Here is a 25,778-nt window from a genome sequence, read left to right on the forward strand (position 1 = left end):
TTTAATTACTCCCTTTCCCCTTAAGTTTTTCCACTTCATTTAATAGACTCTTTAAAGATTCATCGTTAGGCTTGTATTTAAGTCCATCCTTTATAATTTTTTCAGCCATATCTATCTTTCCTTTTTGTATTAAAACATAAGCAAGATTAGAATAAGCTTGAATATAGTCAATTTTAGCATTTATTGCTTTTGAAAACCAATACTCAGCATTATCATAATCTCCCAACATATAATAACAAGCCCCAATATTATTCATAGCTTCAAAAGAGTTAGGATTTGCCTCTAATGCTTTCTCAAAAAGCTCTATGGCTTTCTGATAATTTTTATTATTATAATAGTCAAGACCCCTTTGTACTAAAACCTTATCGTTTAATTTTATTTGGGGTAAAGATTTATTGACTCCCCAAGCTTCGTAAACTTTCTTTAAAAGGGCTAAAATTTTATCGTCATAGGGATCATAATATAGTGCTTTCAATAATAACTCCTCAGCTTTCTTATAATTTTTCAACTGATAATAAATTAATCCTAAATTGACATACAAATCCTTACTGTCCGGTTTTTGACTAAGGAGATTTTCATAAATATTCTTTGCTTCTTCATATTTCCCCTTCCCATAGTAGTATTGTGCCATATAATTCAATGCTTCTTCATGATTAGGATCTATTTCTAATATCCTTTTTGCGATTTCCAACGCTTTATTCTGATCTTTCAAATCAAAAGAATATAATCTTATCAAATTTTCCATAGGCGGTACTGAATATTTATCATAAGATAAAGCTTTATATAAACTTTCTTCAGCTTTATATAGTAAACTTTTATCCTTTTCTCCTAAATAATGATAAGACTGTGCATAAAATGCTCCTACAAGGTTATATGTTAAAGATCTGTAATATGCATTTTTAAGCATACCCTCAATATGATATAAACCTCTATTAAAGGCATAATTTTTATCATTTTCATTAGTAATAGCTCCTATTATATTTAAATAGGCCTTTACTGCTGCTTCTCTAAATGCTGATTCTTGAGGACGAAGTCTAATTGCTTCCTCAAATAAAGCTGATGCCTTTCCTGCATCTCCTGTAACAGAGTAATCCAAACCGAATCTATAAAACACCTCTGCTCTGAAAAATCTTGCTGATATATAAATGCTAAACAAACTAATAAAAGTAAACATAATAAATAGAATACTTTTTAACATATGAGGCAGATTCCTCACATCTATCTTCCATACTTTATCAGAATCATAAAATTTATAGGATAGAAGTATAAAAGCAGTAAGAGACCAAAAATAAAGATATGTAGCTGATAATCCAAAAAGAACCAAACTTTGGATGATAAAACTAATCCACCCTGAAATAACCCCTAAATATAATATCCTCTCTGAATTAGGAATTTTATCAATCATGTAAATACCGTTTCTGAAAGTATTTATTAATATCATACAAAAAGATAGAAGGCCAAAAATGCCAAGAGGAAATAGAATATCAAGAAACTCATTATGTTCCCTATCCGGATATCCTTTACCCCGATCATATCTTGCAAGATCTAAGGACTTATATGGAGTAAAATTGAAAGAGAAAGTTTCAGGACCAAGTCCTATCAGTAACCTTGGTGATTTTAAAATTTTATCCGTAAAAAGATTAATACTATCTCTCCACGTCAATACACGAGGATTTGATTGTGTAACTCCTAATCCTACACCAATACTTTGGAATCTTTCCTTTAACGAGAAAACTCCTAAATTTTGTCTTTTTATATAGTATTCTTGTTCTGTAAAATAGAAGATTCCTACTGTAAATATCATTCCTACGATTAGCAATATTGTGATTATAGAATTTTTCTTTATAAAATTTCTATTTCTTAAAAACATATATCCATAATAGAATACCAGAGATATAATGAAGGCTATCCAGGAACCACGTGTATAACTACCTAATAAAACTAAAAAAGAAGAAAGAAAAATTAGAAGATATAATATTCTTGAATAGTATTCTTCCGAGGTGTAAATCTTTGACAAAATAATAGGAATAACCATTACTAAAAAATGGCCTAAAAAATCAGCATGCCCTAAGGTAGAAATAATTCGTGATTCAGTTCTTACCTTCTCAAACCAAGGCATCAATCTGTATATCTGTAAAATTCCAACAAAAGTTACAATAACTGTAGAGAAAATTATTGCCCAGAAAAAATAGTTTTGTTCTTTTCGAGAATCAACAATATCATAGATAAGGAAAAAAATAACAAAATAAAAGAAATAGCTAAGAAACCCCATCTGTCTCATATAGGAACCAAAAAAGCTTAGATAAAAATTAGTTGAAAAAATTGTAGATAAAATCCAAGAAATTAAGAACAAAAAAATCCATATAGAAACACTCTTAGGAGGTAGTATAAATTCTCTTTTTCCTAAAATTAACCAAAGACCGACAAGTAATAAAGCTAAACTACCTAATATTCTTATTAATGTTACCTTAGGTAGCTCTGAAACATCGTGTATCCGCAAAAAATGGGGTTGAGTAATAGGTACTAAGAAAATTAATAATAACAAAGATGCAAAAATAAAGAGTCTAAGATAATGGTCAGTATATTTCTCTTCAATCTTATTAACTTTTTTCTTCATCCTAACTCTCCCTCAAAAATATTAGTTTTAACCATAGTAATAAAGTCTAACAAGGGTTAAAAACCTTGTCAATTTTTCCACTTAATAATAAAATCATAATAACCATTAAAATTTAACAAAAGGAGGATGAAAAATGAGTAAAAAACGTATAGGTGTGCTTACCGGTGGTGGAGATTGTCCAGGCCTCAACCCAGCTATACGTGGAGTAGTTATGAGAGCTTTAGATTATGGAGATGAAGTTATAGGATTAAAATACGGTTGGGCTGGTCTTATTAAAGCAGATGCCATACCCTTAAAATTAGAAGATGTGGAAGACATATTAGAAATTGGTGGAACCATATTAGGTAGTTCAAGAACAAACCCATTTAAGAAGGAAGAGGATGTACAAAAATGCATCGAAAGTTTTAAGAAACTAAATTTAGATGCCCTAATAGCTATTGGTGGAGAAGATACCCTGGGAGTAGCATCAAAATTTAGCAAGCTTGGACTTCCCATGATTGGAATCCCAAAAACCATAGATAAAGACTTAGAAGAAACAGATTATACACTTGGTTTTGATACAGCAGTAGAGGTAGTAGTAGATGCTATTAAAAGATTAAGAGATACTGCAAAATCTCATGCAAGAGTAATAGTAGTCGAAATAATGGGTAGACATGCTGGATGGCTTGCTCTTTATGGAGGATTGGCAGGTGGAGCAGATTATATTTTAATTCCCGAAGTAGAACCAAATCTTGAAGAATTATATAATCATATAAGAAAACTATATGCTAGGGGTCATACGTATGCAGTAGTAGCCATAGCTGAAGGTGTACAGTTACCTGGTTTCACATACCAAAAGGGACAAGAAGGAATGGTCGACGCTTTTGGACATATAAGATTGGGCGGAGTAGGTAATGTCTTAGCAGAGGAAATTCAGAAAAATATTGGAATCGAAACAAGAGCTGTAATACTTAGCCATCTTCAAAGAGGAGGAAGTCCTTCTATTAGAGATAGAATCTTAGGATTATTACTTGGTAAAACAGCAGTTGATTTAGTACATGAAGGTAAATCTGGTTACTTTATTGCAGTAAAAGGAAGCGAATTAGTACCAGTAGATATTACACTAATTGAAGGAAAAACCAAGAATGTTGATCCAGCATTTTACGAAAGTGTAAAAACATTCTTTAATAAATAAAAACGAAGACTTTTTAGGAAGAGGGGGGTTTTACCTTCCTCTTCCTTTTTCTATATGTGATTATAATATCTTTCACAACAAAAAAAGATAAAATTGAAAATAAAATTGATATAATAAGATTTCCCAAAAGATATCTTAGAATAAAAATTTTTGCACCTGTTCTTTCTAATCCACGCCATCTAACTTTTCCTGTTGTTATAAAATCTCCTAATATATAACTCAATGTCCAAAAAAAGGGAGATGTAAAGTAGTTCATTATGAATGTTCCTAAAATGCCCGCAAGATAATTGAGTTTAAATATGTAACAAATAAAAATCATTATAACTCCACCTAATCCAAAAGTAGGAAAAATTCCAATAAACACTCCTATACTGAAGCTTAAAGATATTTTCTCTGGTGTATCTTGAATTCTTACAAGCTTTAAATAAATATATCTCAGAAATCTCTTAATACTTCTTTTTTTCATTATAGATTTTTTCAATTACAGGCTTTAATTTTTTATATGTAGATGCTAAATCCTCTGGTATTACTTTAGTATCACCTATAACTACCATAAAATTTGAATCACCATTCCATCTTGGGACAACATGTAAATGTAAGTGCTCTGATATACCTGCACCAGCTACCTCTCCTATATTCATACCAATATTAAAACCATGAGGTTTCATGATATTATTTAACGCCTCGACAGATACCTGCAGTAGAAACATCATTTCTTGTAATGTTTCTTTATCAATAGATAAAATATCATTTGTATGCTTATAAGGTACTATCATTAAATGTCCATTATTATAAGGATATAAATTCAGGATTATGAAATTATATTCACCTCTTAATAATATGTAGTTCTCTTCATCTTTACTTTCCATAGGCTTTGTACAAAATATACATTCCTTTGATTTTTCAGCTGTAACATATTTTATCCTCCATGGACAAAAAAGTCTTTTCATCTTCTCTCTCCTTCCTTTACACTTGACAAAATATAGCTTTAAAAGTTAATATTTATAAAAAGTGCCGAAGTGGCGGAATTGGCAGACGCGCCAGACTCAAAATCTGGTGGGTGGGTAACACCCGTGCCGGTTCGACTCCGGCCTTCGGCACCAAAATTTTAATCTTACCATATCTTTTCCATCTCCCAATACAATTCAGAAGGTACTCTTTTCTTATTATTTATTACATCCTCTAAAGAGACAGAAACAGTAGTATTATTTTGCCATCCTATCATTACTCCCGAAAACCCATTCATTAGAACTTTCACAGCTTCCACACCCATAAAAGTTGCTATAGTCCTATCGAATACTGATGGGGATCCTCCTCTTTGTATGTGTCCAAGTACAACAATACGAGTAGGTATACCTACCCTATCCTCAATTTGTTTTCCAATAAAATAAGCACTTCCAACTCCCTCCGCAACCACTATAATATTATGTCTTTTATTCCTTTTTTGCCTTTCTTTTAATTTTTCTGTAATATAAGGAAAATCTATAGGTACCTCGGGAATAAGCACAATATCCGCACCACTAACTAATCCAGCAACAAAAGCTATATATCCACACTCCCTACCCATAACTTCTATAACAAAAGTCCTCTCATGAGCAGCAGCTGTATCCCTTATTTTATTTATAGCATCAATAACATTATTACACGCAGTGTCAAAACCTATTGAAAAGTCAGTTCCCCATATATCATTATCTATACTTCCTGGAATTCCTACTACTTTTATACCTCTCTTATATAGCTCAAAAGCTCCTTTAAGAGAACCCTCTCCACCAATTACAATTAAACCATCTATGTTTTGATTTTTTATGTTCTCTATAGCTTTCAAAATACCCTCTTCCTTTTCAAAATCCTTTGATCGAGCAGTATGTAAAATTGTTCCACCGCGTTGAACAATTTCACTCACATCATCTCTTCCAAGCCTTCTAAAATCCCCTTCAATTAAACCCTGATATCCCCTTTCAATCCCTATAATTTCTAAATTTTTAGATAATCCATATCTGACAATAGCTCTAATTGCAGAATTCATTCCAGGCGCATCACCACCACTAGTAAGTACCCCTACCTTCATTTTTCTTTTTCCTCCTCTTGAAATCTTCCATAATTTCTTAACTTCAACCATCTTTCTTCTAATAAGATTTTTATTTCCTTCTCTCTCAACCTCTTCAATACCCTCCTTAAAGCTAATCTCAAATTATTAATTGTCCCTTCAAAATCCTGATGAGCACCCCCATTAGGCTCTGGAATTACCTCATCAACAAGACCTAACTTATAAAGATCTTCAGCAGTAATCTTAAGAGCCTCAGCAGCCTCGGGAGCTTTAGAAGAATCCCTAAACAAAATTGACGCACAACCCTCTGGAGATATTACCGAGTAATAGGCATTTTCAAGTATCATTATATAATCTCCAACCCCTATTCCTAAAGCACCACCACTTCCACCTTCACTTAAAACTACTACTATTATTGGGGTTTTTAATACAGACATTTCTTTTAAATTTTGAGCTATTGCCCAAGCTTGTCCTCTTTCTTCAGCACCTATACCTGGATATGCTCCTGCCGTATCAATAAAGGATATTACTGGTAAAGAAAATTTCTCTGCTATCTTCATAACTCTTAAAGCTTTTCTGTAACCTTCAGGATGGGGCATACCAAAATTCCTTTTCATCTTTTCTTGAACAGACTTCCCCTTCTCTTGACCTATAATTACCACACTTTCATCATTAAAAGTCCCTAACCCTGCGATGATTGCAGAATCATCACCATATAACCTATCTCCATGTAATTCAATAAAATTGTCAAACAATGCATCTAAAAAATCAGAAAAGGTAGGACGGTTTGGGTGTCTTGCAAGAAGTATTCTCTCCCAAGGAGTTAATCTTCTTTCCATGATTTCCTCCAAAGATGAGTCAATATTATAAATAAAGTATTTTTAAGCTTCTTCCTTTCTACTACTAAATCTACCATACCATGCTCTAATAAAAACTCTGACCTTTGAAATCCCTCCGGAAGCTTCTGTTTAATTGTTTGTTCAATAACTCGAGGCCCTGTAAAACCAATTAGTGCACCTGGTTCAGCAATAATTACATCTCCTAAGGAACCAAAACTTGCTAAGACACCTGCAGTTGATGGATGTGTTAACACATTGATATATGGTATTTTAGCCTCATTTAGTCTTGCAATTGCAGCACTTGTTTTTGCCATTTGAAATAAAGAAAAAAGACCTTCTTGCATTCTTGCTCCTCCTGAAGATATTACACTAACCACAGGCATTCTATCTCTTAATGCTCTTTCAATTGTTCTCACCACTTTTTCTCCTACAACTGACCCCATACTGCCCCCAATGAATCTAAAATCCATCACTATTATATGAACAGGAATTCCATTAATCTCCCCTTTACCAACAATAATGGCATCTTTTAAACCGGTAGCTTCTTGTGCCTCTTTTATTCTTTGGGTATAGGGTTTTGTATCTATAAAACTGAGTATATCAATAGGTGAAATATGAGCATCAAATTCCTCAAAAGTGCCATCGTCAATTAAAAGATCTATGCGTTCGTATGCGGTTAACTGATCATGATATCCACATTTTATACATACTTTTAGATTTTCATTCCAATCCTTGGAATAGATGATTTGAGAACATTGAGGACATTTAATCCATAAACCATCGGGAATATCTCTAAATTTATCTTTGTTTTCATTTCTTCTTAGAAAATCCCTAAACATTTCCCCTCCTTAAAATTTTAATTTTTGATTATTTTACCATACAAAGTTATTTTAGCTAATTACAGATCTTTTATATGTCTTAGTTCAAAAGTAACACCAAACTTAAATAGTTGAATTAGATCTTTTTTGATATCCTCATTCCATTTAATCCAAAATTCAGGTGATATTAAAATTTTTTCATTATCAACCTTTATTATCACAGGCGTTAATCCTTTTCTATTTTTTAATATCTCCCTAATTTTATAAATCAACTCATACGTTCTATTTGCGTTTAAATTAATTAAAAGAACATTTCCATCCAATTCATCTACCTGTTCTACCATAATTTTTACTATTTCCTCATTTTCATCTTTATCTACTTCTAACTTACCTCCTACCACAACTCTCTTACCTTCTTGTAAAACATCCTTAAAATTATTATAAACAGAAGAAAAAACAATTATATCAGCTTTACCTGTGTAGTCTTCTAATGTTGCAAAAAGCATTTTTTGGTTCTTTCTATCTAAAATTTCCCTCACATTCTTAAGAATCCCAGGCACGATAATCCAGCTTCCAGATTCAACATCTACCAACTCATCAATAGTATTTTCAAAGAGTTTTTGTGATATTTCTCTCAATTCTTCTTGAGGATCATAGGAAACATAAAGACCGAGCATCTCTTTTTCCATCTCCATTATTTCTTCCAAAGTAAATTCTTCAGTATTCATAATCATTGGATCTCTAATTAATTCCATAGTATCTATTAAGGATGCTTGTGTTACTGGCACCTTTTTAGTCGATTGTACTGAATCTAAAAGCTTATCAATATTTTCAAGTAAAGATCTTCTACTTAATTCAAAACTATCAAAAGCACCACTTTTTATCAAGCTTTCTAAAGTTCTTTTATTAATCACTCGAGAATTCAATCTTCTAACAAAATCTAAAACAGATTTAAATTTACCTTTATCTCTCTCATTTACAATTGCTACAGCAACTCCCTCACCCACATTTTTTACAGCAGAAAGTCCAAATCTTATTCCTTCATTTGTAACTGTAAAATGAACCATACTTTCATTTACATCTGGGGGTAGAATTTTAATACCCATTCTTTTGGCTTCTGCTATATATTTACTTAACTTTGAAGTATTACTTCTCACACTTGTTAATAATGATGACATAAATTCCTTTGGATAATAAACTTTAAGAAAAGCAGTTTGATAAGACACATAGGCATAAGCTGCACTATGAGACTTATTAAAACCATATTCTGCAAATTTTGCCATATCCTCAAATATATCCTTAGCTACCTCTTCTGGAATACCTCTCTCTTTTGCACCTTTAACAAATATCTCTCTTTGCTCTTCCATAACTTCTGGCTTCTTTTTACCCATAGCCCTTCTTAAAACATCAGCTTGTCCTAATGAAAATCCTGCCAATCTATGAGCAATTTCCATAACCTGTTCTTGATATATAATCACGCCATAGGTTTCTGAAAGAATAGGTTCTAAAGAAGGATGCATATATTCTACTTTTTCTTCTCCTCTCTTTCTCTTTATATAACTTTCTAATCTTCCTAAAGGACCAGGCCTATATAAAGCTAATACTGCTATTAAGTCTTCAAATTTTTCTGGCTTTATTTCTCTTAAAAGATTTCTCATTCCTCTACTCTCTAATTGAAAGACTCCTATCGTCTCACCTTTCTGTAACAATTCATAAACCTTAGGATCATCCAGCGGTAAATTATCTATATCTATATCAACTCCATAATTTTCTTTTATCTTTTCCAAAGTATCATAAATTACAGTAAGAGTTCTTAAACCAAGAAAATCCATCTTTAATAGTCCAAGTTCTTCTAAATTTGTCATTGGAAATTGAGTTACAATTTCACTGCTATTCATTACTTGGAGAGGCACATACTCTATTAGTGGATCCTTAGAAATAACTAAACCAGCAGCATGTATTGAAGCATGCCTTGCGTGTCCTTCGATCCTTTTTGCAATATCAATAATCTTTTTAGCTTGAGCATTATTTTCTACAAGATTTTGTAATTCTTGTGAACTTTGTAAAGCTTCCTCTATACTACTGTTAGGAGGTATTAATTTTGCAATTCTATCTACTTCGTTATAAGGAACATTTAAAACTCTACCCACATCTCTTACAGATGCACGAGCTGCCATAGTACCAAAAGTAATAATTTGAGCCACATGTTCTTTACCATATTTATTTCTTACATAATCAATAACTTCTTCTCTTCTTTCAAAACAAAAATCAATATCAATATCAGGCATTGTTATTCTCTCAGGATTTAAAAATCTTTCAAATATCAATCCCCATCTTGTAGGCTCAATATTTGTAATCCCTAAAACATAGGAAACCAAAGATCCTGCAGCAGAACCTCTTCCAGGACCTACTGGAATCCCTTTACTCTTTGCATACCTTACAAAGTCCTGTACAATTAAGAAATATCCAGAAAATCCCATTTGTTTTATTACTGAAATTTCGTATTCTAATCTTTCTCTAATGTGATTTGGAATATTATCTCCAAATCTTTTTCTTGCCCCTTCCCAACAAAGTCTTTCAAAGTAAGAATCTAATGTTTCACCTTCAGGTACTTCAAATACTGGTAAAATAACCTTGTTTAAAGGTAGTTCTAAATTACATTTTTCTGCAATTTTTACTGTGTTTTCTAAAGCTACAGGTATACTTTCAAAAATTTTAGACATCTCTTCTTCTGATTTAAAATAAAATTCATTTGTTTTAAATCTTAACCTATCTTTGTCGTTTAATTTAGATCCTGTTTGAATACATAGGAGGATATCATGAATCTCAGCATCTTCTTTATTTAAATAATGCACATCATTAGTAGCTACAAGAGGGACACTAAATTCTTTAGACAATTCAATTAATTTTTCATTAACATATTTTTGTTCTTCTAAACCATTATCTTGAAGTTCCAAATAGAAATCTTCTCCAAATATATCTAAATACTCTTTTATAGCTTCTTTTGCTTTGTCTATTCTGTTGTTTAGGATGTAGGTAGGTACTTCTCCAGCAAGACAACTTGTAAGAGCTATTAATCCTCTTGAATATTCTCTTAAAAGTTCTTTATCAACCCTTGGTTTATAATAGAAGCCCTCTATAAAAGACAAGCTAACTAATTTGGTTAAATTTTTATAACCCCCAAAATCTTTTGCAAGAAGAATTAAATGAAAAAGATCTCCTCTTTGGCCTTTTTTCTCAAAGCGTGAATCTGGAGTTACATATACTTCACAACCAATTATAGGTTTAATTCCCTTCTCTTTCGTTATTTTATAAAAATCAATAACACCATACATTACACCATGGTCTGTTAAAGCTACAGCAGGCATGTTAAAATTAACAGCTTTTTCTACCAATTCATCAAGCTTACAGGCACCATCAAGCAAACTATACTCTGAATGTACATGGAGATGTACAAATCCCATACATATCGCCAAGTTTCAAAAAAATATTACTTTTGTATTATAACTGAGAAGGATCTAAACCCAAGAGAACAAAAAAACTCTCTAATGCTCTTTTTTTCCCTCTTAATTCTGGATCACTTTCATCATTTATTAAATTTTTATATTCTTCAATAGCAAACTTTATTGTCTCTTCTAATCCCTTTTCCTCTATACTTTTATAAAGCTCCTTATACTTACTGTCTCTTGCTTCTGCATTTTTTCTCCAATAATCTGGGTTTTCTGTATTCACACTCATAAGAATATCTTGCTTTGCAAGTTTAGAAAATCCATCTAATCCCTTAAGGACAGAATCTTTATCCATTATAAATCCTCTCCTTTCAATTAATATTTTTTACCAAAAGGAAAGTTGTTCTTTTTCTCCCTTTTTGTTTTGCTCTTCCTTTTGCTGTATAACATCATCATATAATTTTTTAAGTTCAATAAAATCTTTTTTAATTCCATCAAGAAGCTTCCCATGATATAAAGCCGCAGCTGGATGATACGTTACAAATACCAACCTCCCATCAACTTGATAGTATTTACCATGAGATGTGTTCATATTCACTGTATGCCCTAATAATACATAGGCAGCGTGCCTTCCTAAAGCACATAATATTTGTGGACTAATTATTTCTATCTGTTTTTTTAAAAAAGGATAACAAGCATTGATCTCTTCTGGAAGAGGATCCCTATTATTAGGAGGTCTACATTTTAAAACATTGGCTATATATACATCTTCCCTTTTCAACCCCAAGGATTCAATAAGTTCTGTTAAAAGCTTTCCTGCAGCCCCAACAAAAGGCCTACCTTGTTGATCTTCATGAAAACCAGGTGCTTCACCAACAAACATAATAACAGCATTAGGATTTCCTTCGCCAAAAACTAAATTAGTTCTTTCATCCCATAATGGACAATTTTTACACCTTTCTGCTTCTCGTAACAACTCAGCTAAACTTCTTATTTTATCTAATCCTTCCATCCAAACTCTCCTTTCAACTGGACAAATCTAACACCTCCAAGATTTTCCTTCAACATTTTGCCATTTTTTTTAATAATCTTATATAAATTTTGAAAATCTCTCCCTCCTATGGGAATAACCATAATTCCCCCCTCTTCTAACTGCTCCCATAGAGGAAGAGGAACATCGTAAGATGCAGCCGTTACAATAATCCTGTCAAAAGGCGCTTTTTCTTCCCAACCCAAAGTACCATCTCCTACCTTAAAATATATATTAGTATAACCTAAAAATTTTAAAATTTTTTGGGCTCTCTCTGACAGTTCTCTGATCCGCTCAATTGTATATACTTCCTTTGAGAGTTCAGCCAATATTGCTGCCTGATAACCAGAACCTGTACCTATCTCTAAGACTTTTTCCTTTTTAGTAAGTCCTAAAGCTTCTGTCATTATGGCTACCACATAAGGCTGGGATATGGTCTGCCCAAAACCTATTGGTAATGCTTCATTTACATAAGCTAAATCTATATACTCTTGGGGTACAAAAAGATGTCTTGGAACTTTACTAATAGCATTAAGAACGTCAGGAGATTTTATTCCTTCATTCCTTAATATCTCTACTAAATTTCCTCTTTTTTGTTTGAATAAATCAGTATCTTTAAAATCCAAAGTCAATTCAACTTCTTAAATACTTAGGAATATAAAATAAAGATAAATGAGTGTCTCCATCATAAAATTTTAATTCACCGTGAATTCTTTCCTTTATCCGCTTATTAATTTCATCTCTTTGTAAGAATGGTGAGACACTCACATCCTTAAAACCAATCAAAAATCCCCAACTACTATCAAATGAAGGAATAAAAGTCTGGTATGAATATGAATTAGAAAATACTTTCTTTAAATTATCCCTTATCCAAAAATGCCTATATTCTTGCCCTAATTGTGTTGTATCTCCCTGTGTAACTAATATTCCATTATCGTCTAATATATTCCAAACCATAAAATAAAACTCTGGTAAATATAATCGGTAAGCAGGAGTATCAGGGTACGGTTCAGGTAGATCTAAAACCACAATATCAAATTTATCCTTTGTATTCTTAACAAATTCCCATCCATCTTGAAATATTAATTTAACTTTCTCACTTTTAAAAGAACCTTGATGCCATTCCCATAAATACTTTTCAGAAAACTCAACTACTTCAGGATCAATTTCAATTGCAACAATTTCCACATAGTTATATTTTAAAAGCTCTCTGAGGGTAGCTCCTTCTCCTGCACCAACAACTAATATCTTATAAGGATTAGGGTGCAATATCATAGAAGGATGAATAAGAGCTTCATGATATATGAATTCATCCTTTTCTGCGGACTGAATTTTTCCATCTATTATCAAACATTTTCCATAGGTTGGATTTTTAATAATTTGAATCTTTTGATAATAGGAAACAATGTCAACCAAAACTTCCTCTACCATATAGCAATGTAGCTGATCTTCAGCAACTGTGTCTACATACCATCTATAATTTTTCATAGTCCCTTTCATCTTATCTCAAAATCAGTAAAGTTATTTATATTTTCATCGCTCCAAACCACATCAACCTTTTCCACTATTGCTCCTAAGGGACCTTCTTTTAATTTTTCCAAAAAAAGTTTTAATGCTTCTTCTTCTCCTATAGCTTCTACTTCCACTCTTCCATCATTTAGATTTCTCACATAACCTAAAATACCAAGACGCTTTGCCCACTTATAGGCAAAATATCTAAAACCAACTCCCTGAACTACTCCTGAAATATAGACATGAAAATACTTCTTCATAAACAACCAAATTGGTCGGGGCGACTGGACTTGAACCAGCGACCTCCTACTCCCGAAGCAGGCGCGCTAGCCAACTGCGCTACGCCCCGCATAATAAGATGGTCGGGGCGACTGGACTCGAACCAGCGACCTTCCGCACCCCAAACGGACGCGCTTCCCCTGCGCTACGCCCCGACTCGCGTTATTTATTATACCATAAAATACTTACTTTTTCACATTTAGAAGATGTGAAATTTCCTCGACAAATCGAGATGGTTCTTGATACCTATTATATCTTTTTGAAGCGTAAGACATATATAATTTCTCCTTGGCTCTTGTTATACCCACGTAACACAATCTTCTCTCTTCTTCTATTTCTTCTCTTGTAGTTGCATTATAATGAGGTAGTATCCCTTCTTCAAGACCTACAAGAAATACAATATCAAACTCCAATCCTTTTACACTGTGTAGAGTAATAAGAGAAATCTTATCACTCTCAAGAGAATTTTCTATCTTACTACCACTTAACGTAAGATGAGACAGGAATTCTCCCAAATCATTTTTTTCTGAAAACCCCCTACTAAACTCAATTAATTCTAAGAGATTTTCTTTTTTTACCTCTAAAGTATCTCTATCATACTTCTCTATTTCTTTCATATAGCCAGTTTTATCAATAACAGTCTCTATAAGGCCTTCAATATTAATCTTATCTTTTATTTCTAATAAATAATTCCAAATATCTAAAAAACTTTTTACCTCTTTCTTCGTCTTTGAGACTTCCTTAACCGCTTCCAGTAAAGAATAACCCTTGTTATAATATTCCTTTATAAAATTAAAAGTAGCCTCACCAATACCTCTCTTAGGTACATTAATTATTCTCTTTAAGCTTATAATATCATTGGGATCATGTAGGATATTTAAATATGCTACTATATCTTTAACTTCTTTTCTATCAAAAAAACTTATTCCCCCTATTACTTTATATGGAAGATTAGACCTAATAAAGGCTTCTTCGAACACTCTTGATTGCCTATTTGTTCTGTATAAAACTGCAATTTCAGAAGGATTTTTACCCTTTAAAAGTTCTATTTTTATTTGTCTTACCACAAAGCTTGCCTCATCTTCTTCATTTACAGCCCTAAAAAGTATAGGATAATTTCCATTCTTTTTATCACTCCATAACTTTTTAGGATATCTTTTATCATTATTTACTATTAAGGCGTTTGCTATATCCAGAATTTGTTGTGTAGATCTATAATTTTTAGTTAAAAATATTACTTTCAAATTTTTGAAATCTTTCTCCAATCTAAAAATATTTTGATAATCAGCCCCCCTCCAGCTATATATACTTTGATCGTCATCTCCAACTACAGAAAATCTTTTTTTATCTTCCACAAGAATTTTAAAAAGCTCGTATTGGGCCTTATTAGTATCCTGATATTCATCGACTAAAACATATTCTAATTTGTCTTGAACATATCCTCTTAAAGCAGGATTTTCTTGTAATAATTTAATAGAATAAATGAGAAGGTCTGCAAAATCAACAGCATTATTTTTCCTTAAATAATTTTCATATTTCTTATAGATTTCTAATATTATCTCATCAAAATTATTAGAAACCATATACTGAAAATCTTCAGGAGTAATTAGCTTATCTTTTAGGCGAGAGATTTTATCTTTAATATCTTTAGAGTTATAATCGTTTTCTCTTGCAAAATCCTTAAGTATCTCTTTTACAACTTCTTCTTGTGCATCTTCATCATATATCACAAAATTGCTTGGAAACCCAAACCTTTTTCCATAGGTTTTTAAAAAATATAATCCAAATCCATGAAAAGTTCCAGCCCAAACTTTTTCACCATCTTCTGACGATATCAGTCTTGTTATCCTACTTTTCATCTCAAAAGCTGCTTTATTCGTAAAAGTTAAAGCCACAATGTTTTCAGGCTTTGCATACTTTTCAGATATGAGATAAGCTATTTTGTAAGTTATTACCCTTGTTTTACCACTTCCAGCTCCTGCAAGTACAAGTAAAGGATTATCCACATCTAAAACTGCGGATAACTGTTCCTCACTTAAGTCTTTAAGAAAGTCCATAATTCTTACCTCTCCTAAAAAATCTATTCTTTTAATGGTATATCAATTCTTAAAATAGATTTGTTATCCTCCTGAGATAATTCAATTCTCATATTATCAGGTTCAAAAGTGAGATATTTAGATACTGCTTTAATTAAATCTTCTTTTAAACTTTCTATCATTTTAGGTTCAATCTTTGCCCTATCATAAACAAGAATAACTTGAAGTCTCTCTTTTGCAATTTCTTTAGAAGATATCTTTTTACTCCATATATTAGTTATAATCATCTTAACCTCCCCTTTTTACCCCTTAAATATTTTAAAAATCTTTTCTAAGAAGCTCTCGGATTTTTCAAGCTCGTCCCATGATACATCTTCTCCTAAAAGCCTCTTCACTATTAAATTAAAAGCTAAAGCGGATTTATACTTATTTCCTGAATAAATAATAGGTTCTCCTTTATTTATACTTATTATTAAATTTTCATCTTCTGGTATAATTCCTAAAAGTTCTATAGATAGAATATCCAACAAATCATCAACACCAAGCATTTCACCATTTTTTACCATATCAAACCTTACTCTGTTAACAATAAGTCTCGGATCTCTAAGTCCATAAGCTTCTAAAAGTCCAATAACTCTATCTGCGTCTCTTACTGCTGAAACTTCAGGAGTAGTAATAACTATAGCCTCATCAGCACCCGATATAGCACTCTTAAATCCATGCTCTATACCAGCTGGAGAGTCTATTAATACATAATCAAACTCTATCTTAAGATCATTTATTACCCCTTTCATCTGTTCAATAGAAACAGCTTCCTTTTCTTTTGTTTGGGCAGCAGGTAAAAGATATAGATTATTTAATCTTTTATCCTTAACTAATGCTTGTTTAAGACTACATTTTCCTTCCACCACATCCACTATGTTGTAAACTATTCTATTTTCTAAACCCAGAAGAAGATCTAAATTTCTAAGTCCTATATCTGTATCTACAAGAGCAACTTTAAGACCACTCATAGCAAGACCAGTTCCAATATTAGCCACAGCGGTAGTCTTACCAACACCACCCTTCCCTGAAGTTACCACTATAGATTTACCCATCTTTTTTACCCCCTAAATTAATATGTATCAATCTTAAATTTACCATCCTCTATATATAAAAAATAACCTGCCTTTTTATACCTTGCTTTGGGCATATCTAAAATATAAGAGGCGATTTGAATCTTTTCAGGCTCAAGTCCCAAAGCAAATATAATAGCTTTGTCATTATTTTCATATCCTGCCCATATAGAACCTCTGATCTTTCCTAAAACAAAAACACTCTTATTACAAATTATTTCTGCCCCTGAATTTACATCTCCTAAAATTAAAAGATTTTCTTTTGAACTAACAAGTTTACCACTTCTTATAGGACCGATAATAATCTTTGCAATATTGGAGTAAGGAACTCTTATCTTAGGTAAGTCCCTGTTTAGCATTATACCATAATTTTTATAAATTTGTTTTTGGAGTTCCTCCCAATCTGAATTATCTATCTCTCTTCCTTGGAAGTCTATATAAATATTTACACCTTTAAAAAATTTTTCCTTATTCTTGATCTCATCAATTATAAGATTTTTAATTTCATCCCAAGATAAAGATGGATTAACTACCATCTTTATACCTTCTTTTAAATCTCCTTTTATAGATATATTACTCAATATTTTTACCCCCCTTTATCATATATTCAATTATCTTTCTTGCTATTGGAGCTGCTCTACCTCCTCCGCTTTTTCCATGCTCAACAAAAACAGTCACCACATAAGGAACATCGTTAACTCTAAAGAAAGAGGAAAACCAAGCATGGCTTTCTCCATGCGGGTTCTCAGCTGTTCCTGTTTTTCCAAATATTTCTACTCCTGGAAATTTTACAGCTATTCCTGTTCCTTCATCCACCACTTTTTTCATTCCCTCCTTTAATATTTCCCATATTGATTTATTTATCTTTACTTCTTTAATAATCTCAGGCCTAACCTCTTCTATACCATTTTCAGTTACTATACCCTTTAAAACGTGCGGTTTAACCAATATTCCTTCTGTAGCAAGCATACTCATCATAGCATGTATTTCTAAAGGAGTAACCAGTACAAAACCTTGACCGATGGAAAGATTTACTGTATCTCCAGGATACCAAGGCTCTTTAAAGGTTTTTACTTTCCATTCCTTAGATGGAATAAATCCTTTTACCTCTCCTGGCAAATCTATACCCACTTTAGAATCTAACATAAAATCTTTTGCATATTTAAAAATCTGATCTTCTCCTACCCTCAATCCTACATTGTAAAAAACCACATTACAAGATTGAGCTATTCCATCCACAAAATTAATTCTTCTATGTCCACCCTTTTTCCAGCATTTATAAGAATATCCTCCTAAGTAAAATTCTCCTGGACAATAAAAAGTATCATTTGGTGAGATCTTTTTATTTTCTAAGGCAGAAAGAGCAACTATCAATTTAAAAATAGAACCTGGAGGGTATAAGGCTGAAATCGCCTTATTGTTTAATGGTTTGTTGATATCATTAATAAGATTATTCCATTCTTCTTTTGTAAAACCTGTTATAAATTTATTAGGGTCAAAGGCAGGATGACTTGCCATAGATAAAACTTCTCCTGTATCTGCCCGAGATACAATGACACAGCCCCTTTCCTCTCCTAAGGCATCTTCAGCAACCTTTTGAATATTCAGATCTAAACTTAATATTAATGATTCACCAGGTACAGGATCCTTCTGGCCAACTGTGATATTTTCAGTATTTGAAGCATGCAATAATATTCCTTTAAACCCCTTCTTGCCCCTTAAATATTTTTCATAGAATGCCTCTACTCCGTATTTCCCAGATTTTTCCCCCAAAGAATAATCACTTTCATCATCTTCAAGTTCTTCTTTACTTACCTCACCCATGTATCCAATAACATGAGAAGCTAATGATCCAAAAGGATAATATCTCTCAAATTCAATATTTATAGAAAATGGTGGTAAATCCTCTCTATTCTCTTCTAAAAGTAATATTTCCTTTATATCTAAATTATTTTTTAAAAGTACCGCAGGATAGAACGGTGAAATTTTATTATAAATCTTTTCGATATCTTTATCCTTCATTTTTATAACATTGCTTAATCTCTTTACTTTTTCTCTCTCATATTTGTAAGGAGGAATTAAATATAATGAATATTTTATCTTATTTTCAGCTAAAATAACTCCATTTCTATCATATATGATACCTCGAGGGGCAGGAAGGATTACTGATTTCATATAGTTTCTTTGGGCAAGATCTTGATAAAAATCACCTTTATATATTTGAAGATAGAAAAGTCTTAATATAATCAGCAAAATAGCTACTTCTATTATTCTTTTAAAGAAAATTTCATGATTCTTCATTCTTTTTCAGTAGAATAAATCTCAGGAATAAAAAAATAAAAAGGGATAAAAAATACAAGATTAGATGATATATATCTCAAGAGGTCTATTACATAATTCAAACTAAAATTATAGCCAAAGTTCCAAAATAAAAAGGAAAAGGTACTAAGACCAATTATTAAAAAGAAGGCACTACTTTTATGAATAGAGATAAAACTCTTTTTCCACATTTTTATTATAACTTCAATAATAACCCAATAAATCAGAAATAAATAGAAAGGAATAGTAGAAAAAATTTTTAAAGAAAAAGATAGAATAATAGATATTCCTTGAAAATATAAACTTTTAAAAAGAAGAAAAACAAAAAAAACTAAAACCAAATCAGGATGAAATCCTAAAAAGAAAACTTTTGTCTGCAAAAAAGCTAAAATTAAAGAACTTAAAAAGATTAAAATTTCAGACAAACTGCAACACCCTCCATATTTGATAAATCAACCATTGGATATACTTTTATTCTGGTAAAAGCTAAAACATTCTTCTCTTCTAAATGAGAAATATATCCTACCTTTAAACCATAAGGTATATATTCATCAATTCCAGAAGTTATTACATTATGATTAGTTTTAATACCATGATCTGAAAATATGTAAGCCATTTCTATATGATCAAAGGCTCCTTTAACTATTCCATAATCTTTTGTTTCCCATATCATTACTCCTACTACTGTACTAGGGTCATAGATTGTCTTTACAATTGAAAAATTTTTCTCTGTTTTATAAATTTTTCCAATTATCTGATCCTTATAAATTACTGCCATCCCTTTTTTGACACCATCTTTTTCTCCCTTATCTATTTTAAATTCAAGATTCCACTTTACAGGATCTCTTCCAATAATGTTAGCATAAACAAACGAAAAATTTTTCTTTTCCAATTCCTTTAACCATATTGCTGTCTCTTCTTTCCGTCTTAGATTTTCTAAAATCATTTTAAACCTTAAATTTTCCTTATATAAATCAAAGTTTTCGTTCCTTAATATCTCTATTTCCTTTTGCAAACTTTCAGTTAAAGTAAAAATAGCTTTCAATTCATTAATAAAAATCTTTAAGTCATTAATTATATTAGAAAATGCTTTTTGAATATTAGTGGTCCAAATTTCTACGTATCCACTACCCCAAAGAAGAATAGAGAGTAGCAGTACTAAAAATACCAACCGCCATTTAATTCTTTGTTTATCCATTTATAAATACTTCTCAATAGCTCTCTTTAACTGAAGCAAGTACCTGTTTATATTTATCAAATTCTTCAATAATTTTTCCTGTTCCTTTTACTACACAAAGTAAAGGCTCTTCCGCAACTATAGTTACAACCCCTATTTGTTCTGATATATATGAATCAAGACCTCTCAGGAGAGCACCTCCACCAGCTAAAACTATACCTTTATCCATAATATCTGCTGCAAGTTCTGGAGGTGTTTTTTCTAAGGTATCTCTAATTGCTTCTACAATCATATCAATGGTATCCTTTAAAGCTTCTCTAATTTCTGCCGAACTAATCTCTATATTACGAGGCACCCCAGTAAGTAAATCTCTTCCTTTAACTTCCATATAAGTTTTATTTTCTTCCCCAAAAGCAGCATTTCCAAGGTTAATCTTTATCTCTTCTGCAGTTCTTTCTCCTATAAATAGGTTGTATTTTTTCCTTATATAATGAACAATAGCTTCATCCATCTCATCACCAGCCACCTTTATTGAGGTGCTAACCACTATTCCTCCTAATGAAATAACAGCTATTTCAGTAGTCCCTCCACCAATATCTACAATAATATTACCAGAAGGTTCCCATATTGGGAGATCAGCACCTAATGCACTAGCAATAGGCTCTGTGACAAGCAAAACGTCTCTTGCACCAGCAGAAAATGCAGTATCTAAAACAGCTCTACGCTCTACAGGGGTTGTTCCCGACGGTATACCTATAACCATTCGAGGACTTACTAAAAAATCTCTCTTATTGTGAACCTTCTCTATAAAGTATCTAATCATCTTTTCTGCAGCATCAAAATCCGCTATGACTCCATCCTTTAATGGCCTTATAGTAATAATCTCTTCAGGAGTTCTTCCAAGCATTTTCTTTGCTTCTTCACCAACAGCAACAACCTTCTTATCGCTTCTTCTTATTGCCACCATAGATGGTTCAAAAATAACTACACCCTTACCTCTAACATATACAACTGTATTTGCAGTTCCCAAATCAATACCTAAATCCTTAGAAAAAATTCCTGCCAAAAAATTCAAAGCCATAAGTCCTCCTTCTTTTTTTGATAATATTTTATAAAAGATTATATCCAAATTTATCAAGAAGATAATTCAACCTTACTAATGGTAATCCCACTATATTATAGTAATCACCTTCTATTTTTTCAATTAATAATGCTCCTTTACCTTGAATTCCATAAGCGCCAGCTTTATCCATAGGTTCACCTGTTGCAACGTATCTTTCTATCTCCTCATCCAAATAATCCCTCATTTTTACCTTACTTCTAACAGAAGAAATATAATGTATATTTTCAGGAGTTGCCCATACAACAATACCCGTAAAAACATAATGATATTTACCTCTTAGCTTCTTAAGAATTCTTATAGCATCTTTTTCATCTTTTGGCTTACCAACAATTTCTCCATCTAATACTACAATAGTATCAGCTGAAATAATTAAAGTATATTCATTTTGGCATAGTTCTGCTGCCTTTTGAGCCTTCATTAAAGCATTTTTCTTCACCAAATCTACAGGCGAGATACCTCTTTTCCCTTCTATTTCTTCAACCTCTACTGGTAAAACTTTAAAATCAATACCTATACTCTTAAGAAGTTCCTTTCTTCTAGGAGAATTAGATGCAAGAATTATTTCTCTTTTCATTGTTTGAAAGATTTAAATCCCTCCCCTAATACTTCATGAGCTGGTGTTATTACAACAAAAGCTTTTGGATCATTTTTATGAATTATTTCCTTTAATCTACCAACTTCTGATTGACTTACTACACAGTATAAAATTTCCCTCTCCTTCCCAGTATATAATCCCATACCATAAAACACTGTAACTCCTCTGCCTAATTCTTTGAGAATTTTTTCTCCAATATCCCTTGGCCTATCTGAGAAAATAAGAGCAGCTTTAGTATATGATAATCCTTGTTGTACTAAATCTATGGAATATCCTTGAATAAAAATAACAAGAAGAGCATATAAAGCCAAAACAAAGTCAAAAATAAAACCTGCAGAAATAACTATAATTCCATCTATTATTAACAATGATTGTCCCAGATTTAATCCGGTAAAACGAGAAAATACTTGAGCTAAAATATCTGTTCCACCAGTAGATCCTCCGTATTTAAATACTATACCAAGTCCTAATCCCCCCAATATACCACCATAAACTGTCGCAATTATTGGGTCTTTTATAACAGGTAATTTGAAAAGATTAATTAGATCTACAAATAAAGATAGTACAAAAGTTCCGTACAGAGTTTTAAAGCCAAAAGAAGAACCAAGTATCTTAATACCCAACACAAATATGGGTATATTTAAAAGAAGCATAGTAATACCAACAGGAGATCTAAAAATATAGTATAGAATAATAGCTATTCCACTAACTCCCCCACCCACAAGCTTGTTAGGAGCTAAAAATACATCTATACTTACAGCTATCAAAAAAGCCCCCAAAGTTATTCCCAATAAATCAATAATTTTTTTCATAAATTCTACCCCTTGGTATATATACGCAAAAAGTTTAGAAGTCTTGGAAACCTTACAAAAATTCTTTTAGGCTCTTGTAAAATTCTGTAAAACCATTCTAACCCAAGTCTTCTAAAAATCCAAGGAGCTCTTCTTTTTACACCAGAAAGAACATCAAAACTACCTCCAACCCCCATAGCAATTCTTACCCTCAAATCCCTTCTATATTTGCTAATAAAAAATTCTTGTTTAGGAGCACCTAAAGCCACGAATAAAATCTTTGCTCCAGACTCATTAATCATCTTAATTATTTTTTCCTCTTCTTCATCAGAAAAATAACCATTTCTAAATCCTGCTACTAATAAATCTGGATATTTTAATTTTAGATTTTCAACTAATTTCCTAACAACTTCCTCTTTTGCTCCAAGAAAAAATATTGGAAATCCATATATTTCTGCTAAAGAAAGAATTTTTTCCATAGCCTCAATACCCGGGAATTTTCTAATAAAATATCCCTTTCTTTTAGCGAGAAGAGTTATACCAATCCCATCTGGAATATTTAAATCAGACTCATATAACACCTTTTTAAACTCAGGATTTTCATTAGCAATTACCAACATTTCTGCATTTGGAGTGAATATAGTATTACATTTATTACTCTCTATAAAGGAGAGTATTAATTTTTTAAATTCATCATCTTCTAAAGATGTAAATTTAATCCCTAAAATATCCACATTTAACATATTTCTTTCTTAAAATTGTCTAAGTCCTCCTTTATTTTCTCTTTTTGCATAATTTTTACTTTCTTTAAGTATTCCTTATATTGATCATAATTTTTCAAAATTTCGGCAACATAATCTTTTATTTTATCAGATGAAAGTTCATCAACTACGAATTTCCAGCCAATATCTTCACAAAAACCTTTAACCTTCTCATCATAAGAAATTGCAATGAAAGGAATTTCAAAAAGTACAGATAGGATATGACTATGAAGTCTCATGCCAATAAAAATTATATTCATAGGAAAAAACTCTTCAATATTATCATCCGTTAGCTCTACAAATTTAATTTTTGATTTTATATGGTTGCCTAATTCGTCAAAAAGATGTTTGTCTTCAGTATGTAAAGCATAAAATACCATCTCTTTTTCCATTAATCCTTCTAAATTAGTAAGTAGGGAGTATATATCATTTAAACTATAATCTTTCCATCTTCTCAAATTAACTCCTATATATTTTCTCTCTAACTTTTTATAATTAAAGTCTAATAAAAAGACTAAATCTGTTGATGATTTAATCTTTTCTTCCAGGACATTTATCTTTTTCAAATAATTATAAGAAAAAGAATCTCTTACATATACTTTGTTACACTGAGTTAATATATAACCTAATAGCTTTTCTTCAATTCTATTTCTTAAAGGAGAAAAGCTTTGGCCCAAAAGATATATCTTTTTATTAAAAAGTAAAGCAAAGAAAATTATAGATAAATAATAAAAAAAAGATTTTAAGCTTGTTTTGTCTTGAAAAAGACCTCCCCCTCCTGCAACAACAACTTCTGCCCATTTTAAAGCTTTATATACTTGAAGGGGTGAAAATTTACTAAAAACCTTATACTTTGAATTTTTATCTTTTTTATTTGATAAAACACCTATCTCAAAATTCGTACTCAAAGAGAATAATAAGCTCTTTAAAAGAAGCTCATCACCAAGATTCCCCTCACCAAAGTATCCAAAAAGAAGCACTCTTTTCATTTATCTTTTTTCCTTTGCCATTCACTAAATAAATATGCTTCAATAAAAGGATCTAAATCACCATCAATAACCGCTTGTACATTACCCACTTCTAAACCAGTTCTATGATCCTTTACTAATGTATATGGATGAAATACATAAGATCTAATTTGATTCCCCCAACTTATCTCTTGTACTTCTCCTTTTAAAGATGCTATTTGTTCTCTTCTTTTCCTTTCTTCCAATTCCTCAAGACGAGCTCTCAAAACCCTTAAAGCCATCTCTTTATTAGCATGCTGTGACCTCTCGTTTTGACATTGAACTACTATACCAGTTGGAATATGGGTTATTCTAACAGCTGATTCAACTTTATTTACATGTTGTCCCCCTGCGCCACCTGCCCTAAAAGTTTCTATTTTTAAATCTTCAGGTCTTATAACAATATTACTTTCAGGAATTTCAGGAATAACCTCTACTAAAGCAAAGGACGTATGTCTTCTATGATTAGCATCAAAAGGGGAAATCCTTACAAGTCTATGAACCCCTTTTTCCCCTTTAAGATATCCGTAAGCTCTCTCACCTTCTATTAATAAAGTAGCACTTTTTATTCCTGCTTCTTCCCCTGGAGATATATCTAATATTTTTACGTTAAAGCCTTTTCTTTCCGCCCATCTTATATACATTCTTAAAAGAATTTCAGTCCAATCTTGAGCATCAGTACCTCCTGTCCCTGCATGTAGAGAAAGAATAGCATTAGCATTATCATGTGGTTCTTTAAGAATTAAATTAATCTCAAAGTTCTTAAGTTTTTCTCCAATTTCTTTTAATTTCCTTTCAAACTCCTCTCTAAATTCATCTCCCTCTTCAATAAGATCTCTCCACTCTTTCAATTCAATAATTTCTTTTTCTATTGAAAGCCAATCATTTAACTCCTTTTGCAAGTTGTTATATTCACTTAAAAGGGCTTTATTTTTCTCCGGATCATCCCAGCTACTCTTGGCAATTTTATTTTCTAAATCCTTTAATCTTGACTTTATCCTATCTAAGTCAAAGATAACCACCCAATTTATTGAAAGTCTCTAATATTTCTTCATATGATATTAACAAATCCGCTACAGAAACTCCCAA

Annotated in this window: 26 protein-coding genes and 3 tRNA genes; 2 read left to right on the top strand and 27 right to left on the bottom strand. The window is 31.7% G+C overall.

What is annotated here, in order from left to right; translation table 11 throughout:
• Position 1 precedes the first annotated feature (1 nt).
• Positions 2-2,617 carry a tetratricopeptide repeat protein gene (locus tag ACY3JJ_RS07280; RefSeq protein WP_463091412.1) on the bottom strand — a complete coding sequence of 872 codons (2,616 nt, stop codon included), beginning with the start codon at positions 2,615-2,617 and terminating at the stop codon, positions 2-4.
• Between the two features lie 133 nt (positions 2,618-2,750).
• On the opposite strand from ACY3JJ_RS07280, the gene ACY3JJ_RS07285 reads away from it, so the two are divergent.
• A complete protein-coding gene (locus tag ACY3JJ_RS07285) occupies positions 2,751-3,791 on the top strand; it encodes a 6-phosphofructokinase (protein WP_463091413.1) in 1,041 nt (346 codons plus the stop codon).
• Positions 3,792-3,804: 13 nt separating this feature from the next.
• Here ACY3JJ_RS07285 and ACY3JJ_RS07290 read toward each other — a convergent pair whose 3' ends face one another.
• On the bottom strand, positions 3,805-4,257 hold the full coding sequence (locus ACY3JJ_RS07290; protein ID WP_463091414.1) for a DUF2062 domain-containing protein: 453 nt from the start codon (positions 4,255-4,257) through the stop codon (positions 3,805-3,807).
• Entirely contained in the window at positions 4,238-4,741 is a 504-nt protein-coding gene (locus ACY3JJ_RS07295; RefSeq protein ID WP_463091415.1) for an HIT family protein, read from the bottom strand. Before ACY3JJ_RS07295 ends, ACY3JJ_RS07290 begins: the two co-directional genes overlap by 20 nt.
• A gap of 63 nt (positions 4,742-4,804) precedes the next feature.
• Between ACY3JJ_RS07295 and ACY3JJ_RS07300 the strand changes: the two genes are divergently transcribed.
• Positions 4,805-4,894, top strand: a tRNA-Leu gene (locus ACY3JJ_RS07300).
• 11 nt (positions 4,895-4,905) lie between these two features.
• On the opposite strand, the gene pfkA is transcribed toward ACY3JJ_RS07300, so the two are convergent.
• The 24 genes from pfkA to prfB all read right to left on the bottom strand — a co-directional run bounded on the left by pfkA (position 4,906) and on the right by prfB (position 25,778).
• Entirely contained in the window at positions 4,906-5,859 is a 954-nt protein-coding gene (gene pfkA, locus ACY3JJ_RS07305) for a 6-phosphofructokinase (RefSeq protein ID WP_463081849.1), read from the bottom strand.
• A complete protein-coding gene (locus ACY3JJ_RS07310; protein WP_463081848.1) occupies positions 5,856-6,677 on the bottom strand; it encodes an acetyl-CoA carboxylase carboxyltransferase subunit alpha in 822 nt (273 codons plus the stop codon). The genes pfkA and ACY3JJ_RS07310 overlap by 4 nt, the downstream gene beginning before the upstream one ends.
• On the bottom strand, positions 6,662-7,516 hold the full coding sequence (accD, locus tag ACY3JJ_RS07315) for an acetyl-CoA carboxylase, carboxyltransferase subunit beta (RefSeq protein ID WP_463091416.1): 855 nt from the start codon (positions 7,514-7,516) through the stop codon (positions 6,662-6,664). The genes ACY3JJ_RS07310 and accD overlap by 16 nt, the downstream gene beginning before the upstream one ends.
• 59 nt (positions 7,517-7,575) lie before the next feature.
• Positions 7,576-10,959, bottom strand: coding sequence for a DNA polymerase III subunit alpha (locus tag ACY3JJ_RS07320; protein ID WP_463091417.1), 3,384 nt, complete (start codon positions 10,957-10,959; stop codon positions 7,576-7,578).
• Positions 10,960-10,996: 37 nt separating this feature from the next.
• A complete protein-coding gene (locus ACY3JJ_RS07325; protein ID WP_463091418.1) occupies positions 10,997-11,299 on the bottom strand; it encodes a hypothetical protein in 303 nt (100 codons plus the stop codon).
• A 30-nt stretch (positions 11,300-11,329) separates the two neighbouring features.
• Positions 11,330-11,956, bottom strand: coding sequence for a uracil-DNA glycosylase (locus ACY3JJ_RS07330; protein ID WP_463091419.1), 627 nt, complete (start codon positions 11,954-11,956; stop codon positions 11,330-11,332).
• Positions 11,944-12,600, bottom strand: coding sequence for a protein-L-isoaspartate(D-aspartate) O-methyltransferase (locus ACY3JJ_RS07335; protein ID WP_463091420.1), 657 nt, complete (start codon positions 12,598-12,600; stop codon positions 11,944-11,946). Before ACY3JJ_RS07335 ends, ACY3JJ_RS07330 begins: the two co-directional genes overlap by 13 nt.
• Positions 12,601-12,607: 7 nt before the next feature.
• Complete coding sequence (locus ACY3JJ_RS07340; RefSeq protein ID WP_463091421.1) at positions 12,608-13,462, bottom strand: spermine/spermidine synthase domain-containing protein; 855 nt, start codon at positions 13,460-13,462, stop codon at positions 12,608-12,610.
• Between the two features lie 8 nt (positions 13,463-13,470).
• Positions 13,471-13,746, bottom strand: a complete 276-nt coding sequence (locus ACY3JJ_RS07345) for an acylphosphatase (protein WP_463081841.1) — start codon at positions 13,744-13,746, stop codon at positions 13,471-13,473.
• Positions 13,747-13,758: 12 nt separating this feature from the next.
• Positions 13,759-13,835 (bottom strand) — tRNA-Pro (locus ACY3JJ_RS07350).
• A gap of 10 nt (positions 13,836-13,845) precedes the next feature.
• Positions 13,846-13,920, bottom strand: a tRNA-Pro gene (locus tag ACY3JJ_RS07355).
• A 30-nt stretch (positions 13,921-13,950) separates the two neighbouring features.
• Positions 13,951-15,822 carry an ATP-dependent helicase gene (locus ACY3JJ_RS07360; protein WP_463091422.1) on the bottom strand — a complete coding sequence of 624 codons (1,872 nt, stop codon included), beginning with the start codon at positions 15,820-15,822 and terminating at the stop codon, positions 13,951-13,953.
• 23 nt (positions 15,823-15,845) lie between these two features.
• Complete coding sequence (gene minE / locus ACY3JJ_RS07365) at positions 15,846-16,088, bottom strand: cell division topological specificity factor MinE (RefSeq protein WP_463081839.1); 243 nt, start codon at positions 16,086-16,088, stop codon at positions 15,846-15,848.
• A 15-nt stretch (positions 16,089-16,103) separates the two neighbouring features.
• Positions 16,104-16,898, bottom strand: a complete 795-nt coding sequence (gene minD, locus ACY3JJ_RS07370) for a septum site-determining protein MinD (RefSeq protein WP_463081838.1) — start codon at positions 16,896-16,898, stop codon at positions 16,104-16,106.
• Positions 16,899-16,915: 17 nt separating this feature from the next.
• Positions 16,916-17,497 carry a septum site-determining protein MinC gene (locus tag ACY3JJ_RS07375; RefSeq protein WP_463091423.1) on the bottom strand — a complete coding sequence of 194 codons (582 nt, stop codon included), beginning with the start codon at positions 17,495-17,497 and terminating at the stop codon, positions 16,916-16,918.
• Positions 17,490-19,217, bottom strand: a complete 1,728-nt coding sequence (gene mrdA, locus ACY3JJ_RS07380) for a penicillin-binding protein 2 (protein ID WP_463091424.1) — start codon at positions 19,215-19,217, stop codon at positions 17,490-17,492. The genes ACY3JJ_RS07375 and mrdA overlap by 8 nt, the downstream gene beginning before the upstream one ends.
• Complete coding sequence (locus tag ACY3JJ_RS07385; RefSeq protein ID WP_463081835.1) at positions 19,214-19,660, bottom strand: hypothetical protein; 447 nt, start codon at positions 19,658-19,660, stop codon at positions 19,214-19,216. Before ACY3JJ_RS07385 ends, mrdA begins: the two co-directional genes overlap by 4 nt.
• Positions 19,645-20,433, bottom strand: a complete 789-nt coding sequence (gene mreC / locus ACY3JJ_RS07390; RefSeq protein WP_463091425.1) for a rod shape-determining protein MreC — start codon at positions 20,431-20,433, stop codon at positions 19,645-19,647. Before mreC ends, ACY3JJ_RS07385 begins: the two co-directional genes overlap by 16 nt.
• Positions 20,434-20,446: 13 nt before the next feature.
• A complete protein-coding gene (locus ACY3JJ_RS07395; protein WP_463091426.1) occupies positions 20,447-21,493 on the bottom strand; it encodes a rod shape-determining protein in 1,047 nt (348 codons plus the stop codon).
• Positions 21,494-21,521: 28 nt separating this feature from the next.
• Positions 21,522-22,109: a Maf family protein gene (locus ACY3JJ_RS07400; RefSeq protein WP_463091427.1), complete on the bottom strand. Its 588-nt coding sequence runs from the start codon at positions 22,107-22,109 to the stop codon at positions 21,522-21,524.
• Entirely contained in the window at positions 22,106-22,942 is an 837-nt protein-coding gene (locus tag ACY3JJ_RS07405) for a YitT family protein (protein WP_463091428.1), read from the bottom strand. The genes ACY3JJ_RS07400 and ACY3JJ_RS07405 overlap by 4 nt, the downstream gene beginning before the upstream one ends.
• A gap of 5 nt (positions 22,943-22,947) precedes the next feature.
• Entirely contained in the window at positions 22,948-23,664 is a 717-nt protein-coding gene (locus tag ACY3JJ_RS07410) for a WecB/TagA/CpsF family glycosyltransferase (RefSeq protein WP_463091429.1), read from the bottom strand.
• Positions 23,658-24,671, bottom strand: coding sequence for a polysaccharide pyruvyl transferase CsaB (gene csaB / locus ACY3JJ_RS07415; RefSeq protein ID WP_463091430.1), 1,014 nt, complete (start codon positions 24,669-24,671; stop codon positions 23,658-23,660). The genes ACY3JJ_RS07410 and csaB overlap by 7 nt, the downstream gene beginning before the upstream one ends.
• Positions 24,668-25,778 (bottom strand): peptide chain release factor 2 gene (prfB, locus tag ACY3JJ_RS07420; protein ID WP_463091431.1). Its coding sequence is split into 2 segments (ribosomal slippage): positions 24,668-25,705 and positions 25,707-25,778, totalling 1,110 coding nucleotides; the frame shifts between segments, so codons are not numbered across the junction. The genes csaB and prfB overlap by 4 nt, the downstream gene beginning before the upstream one ends.

The organism is Dictyoglomus sp. DH, assembly GCF_055181375.1.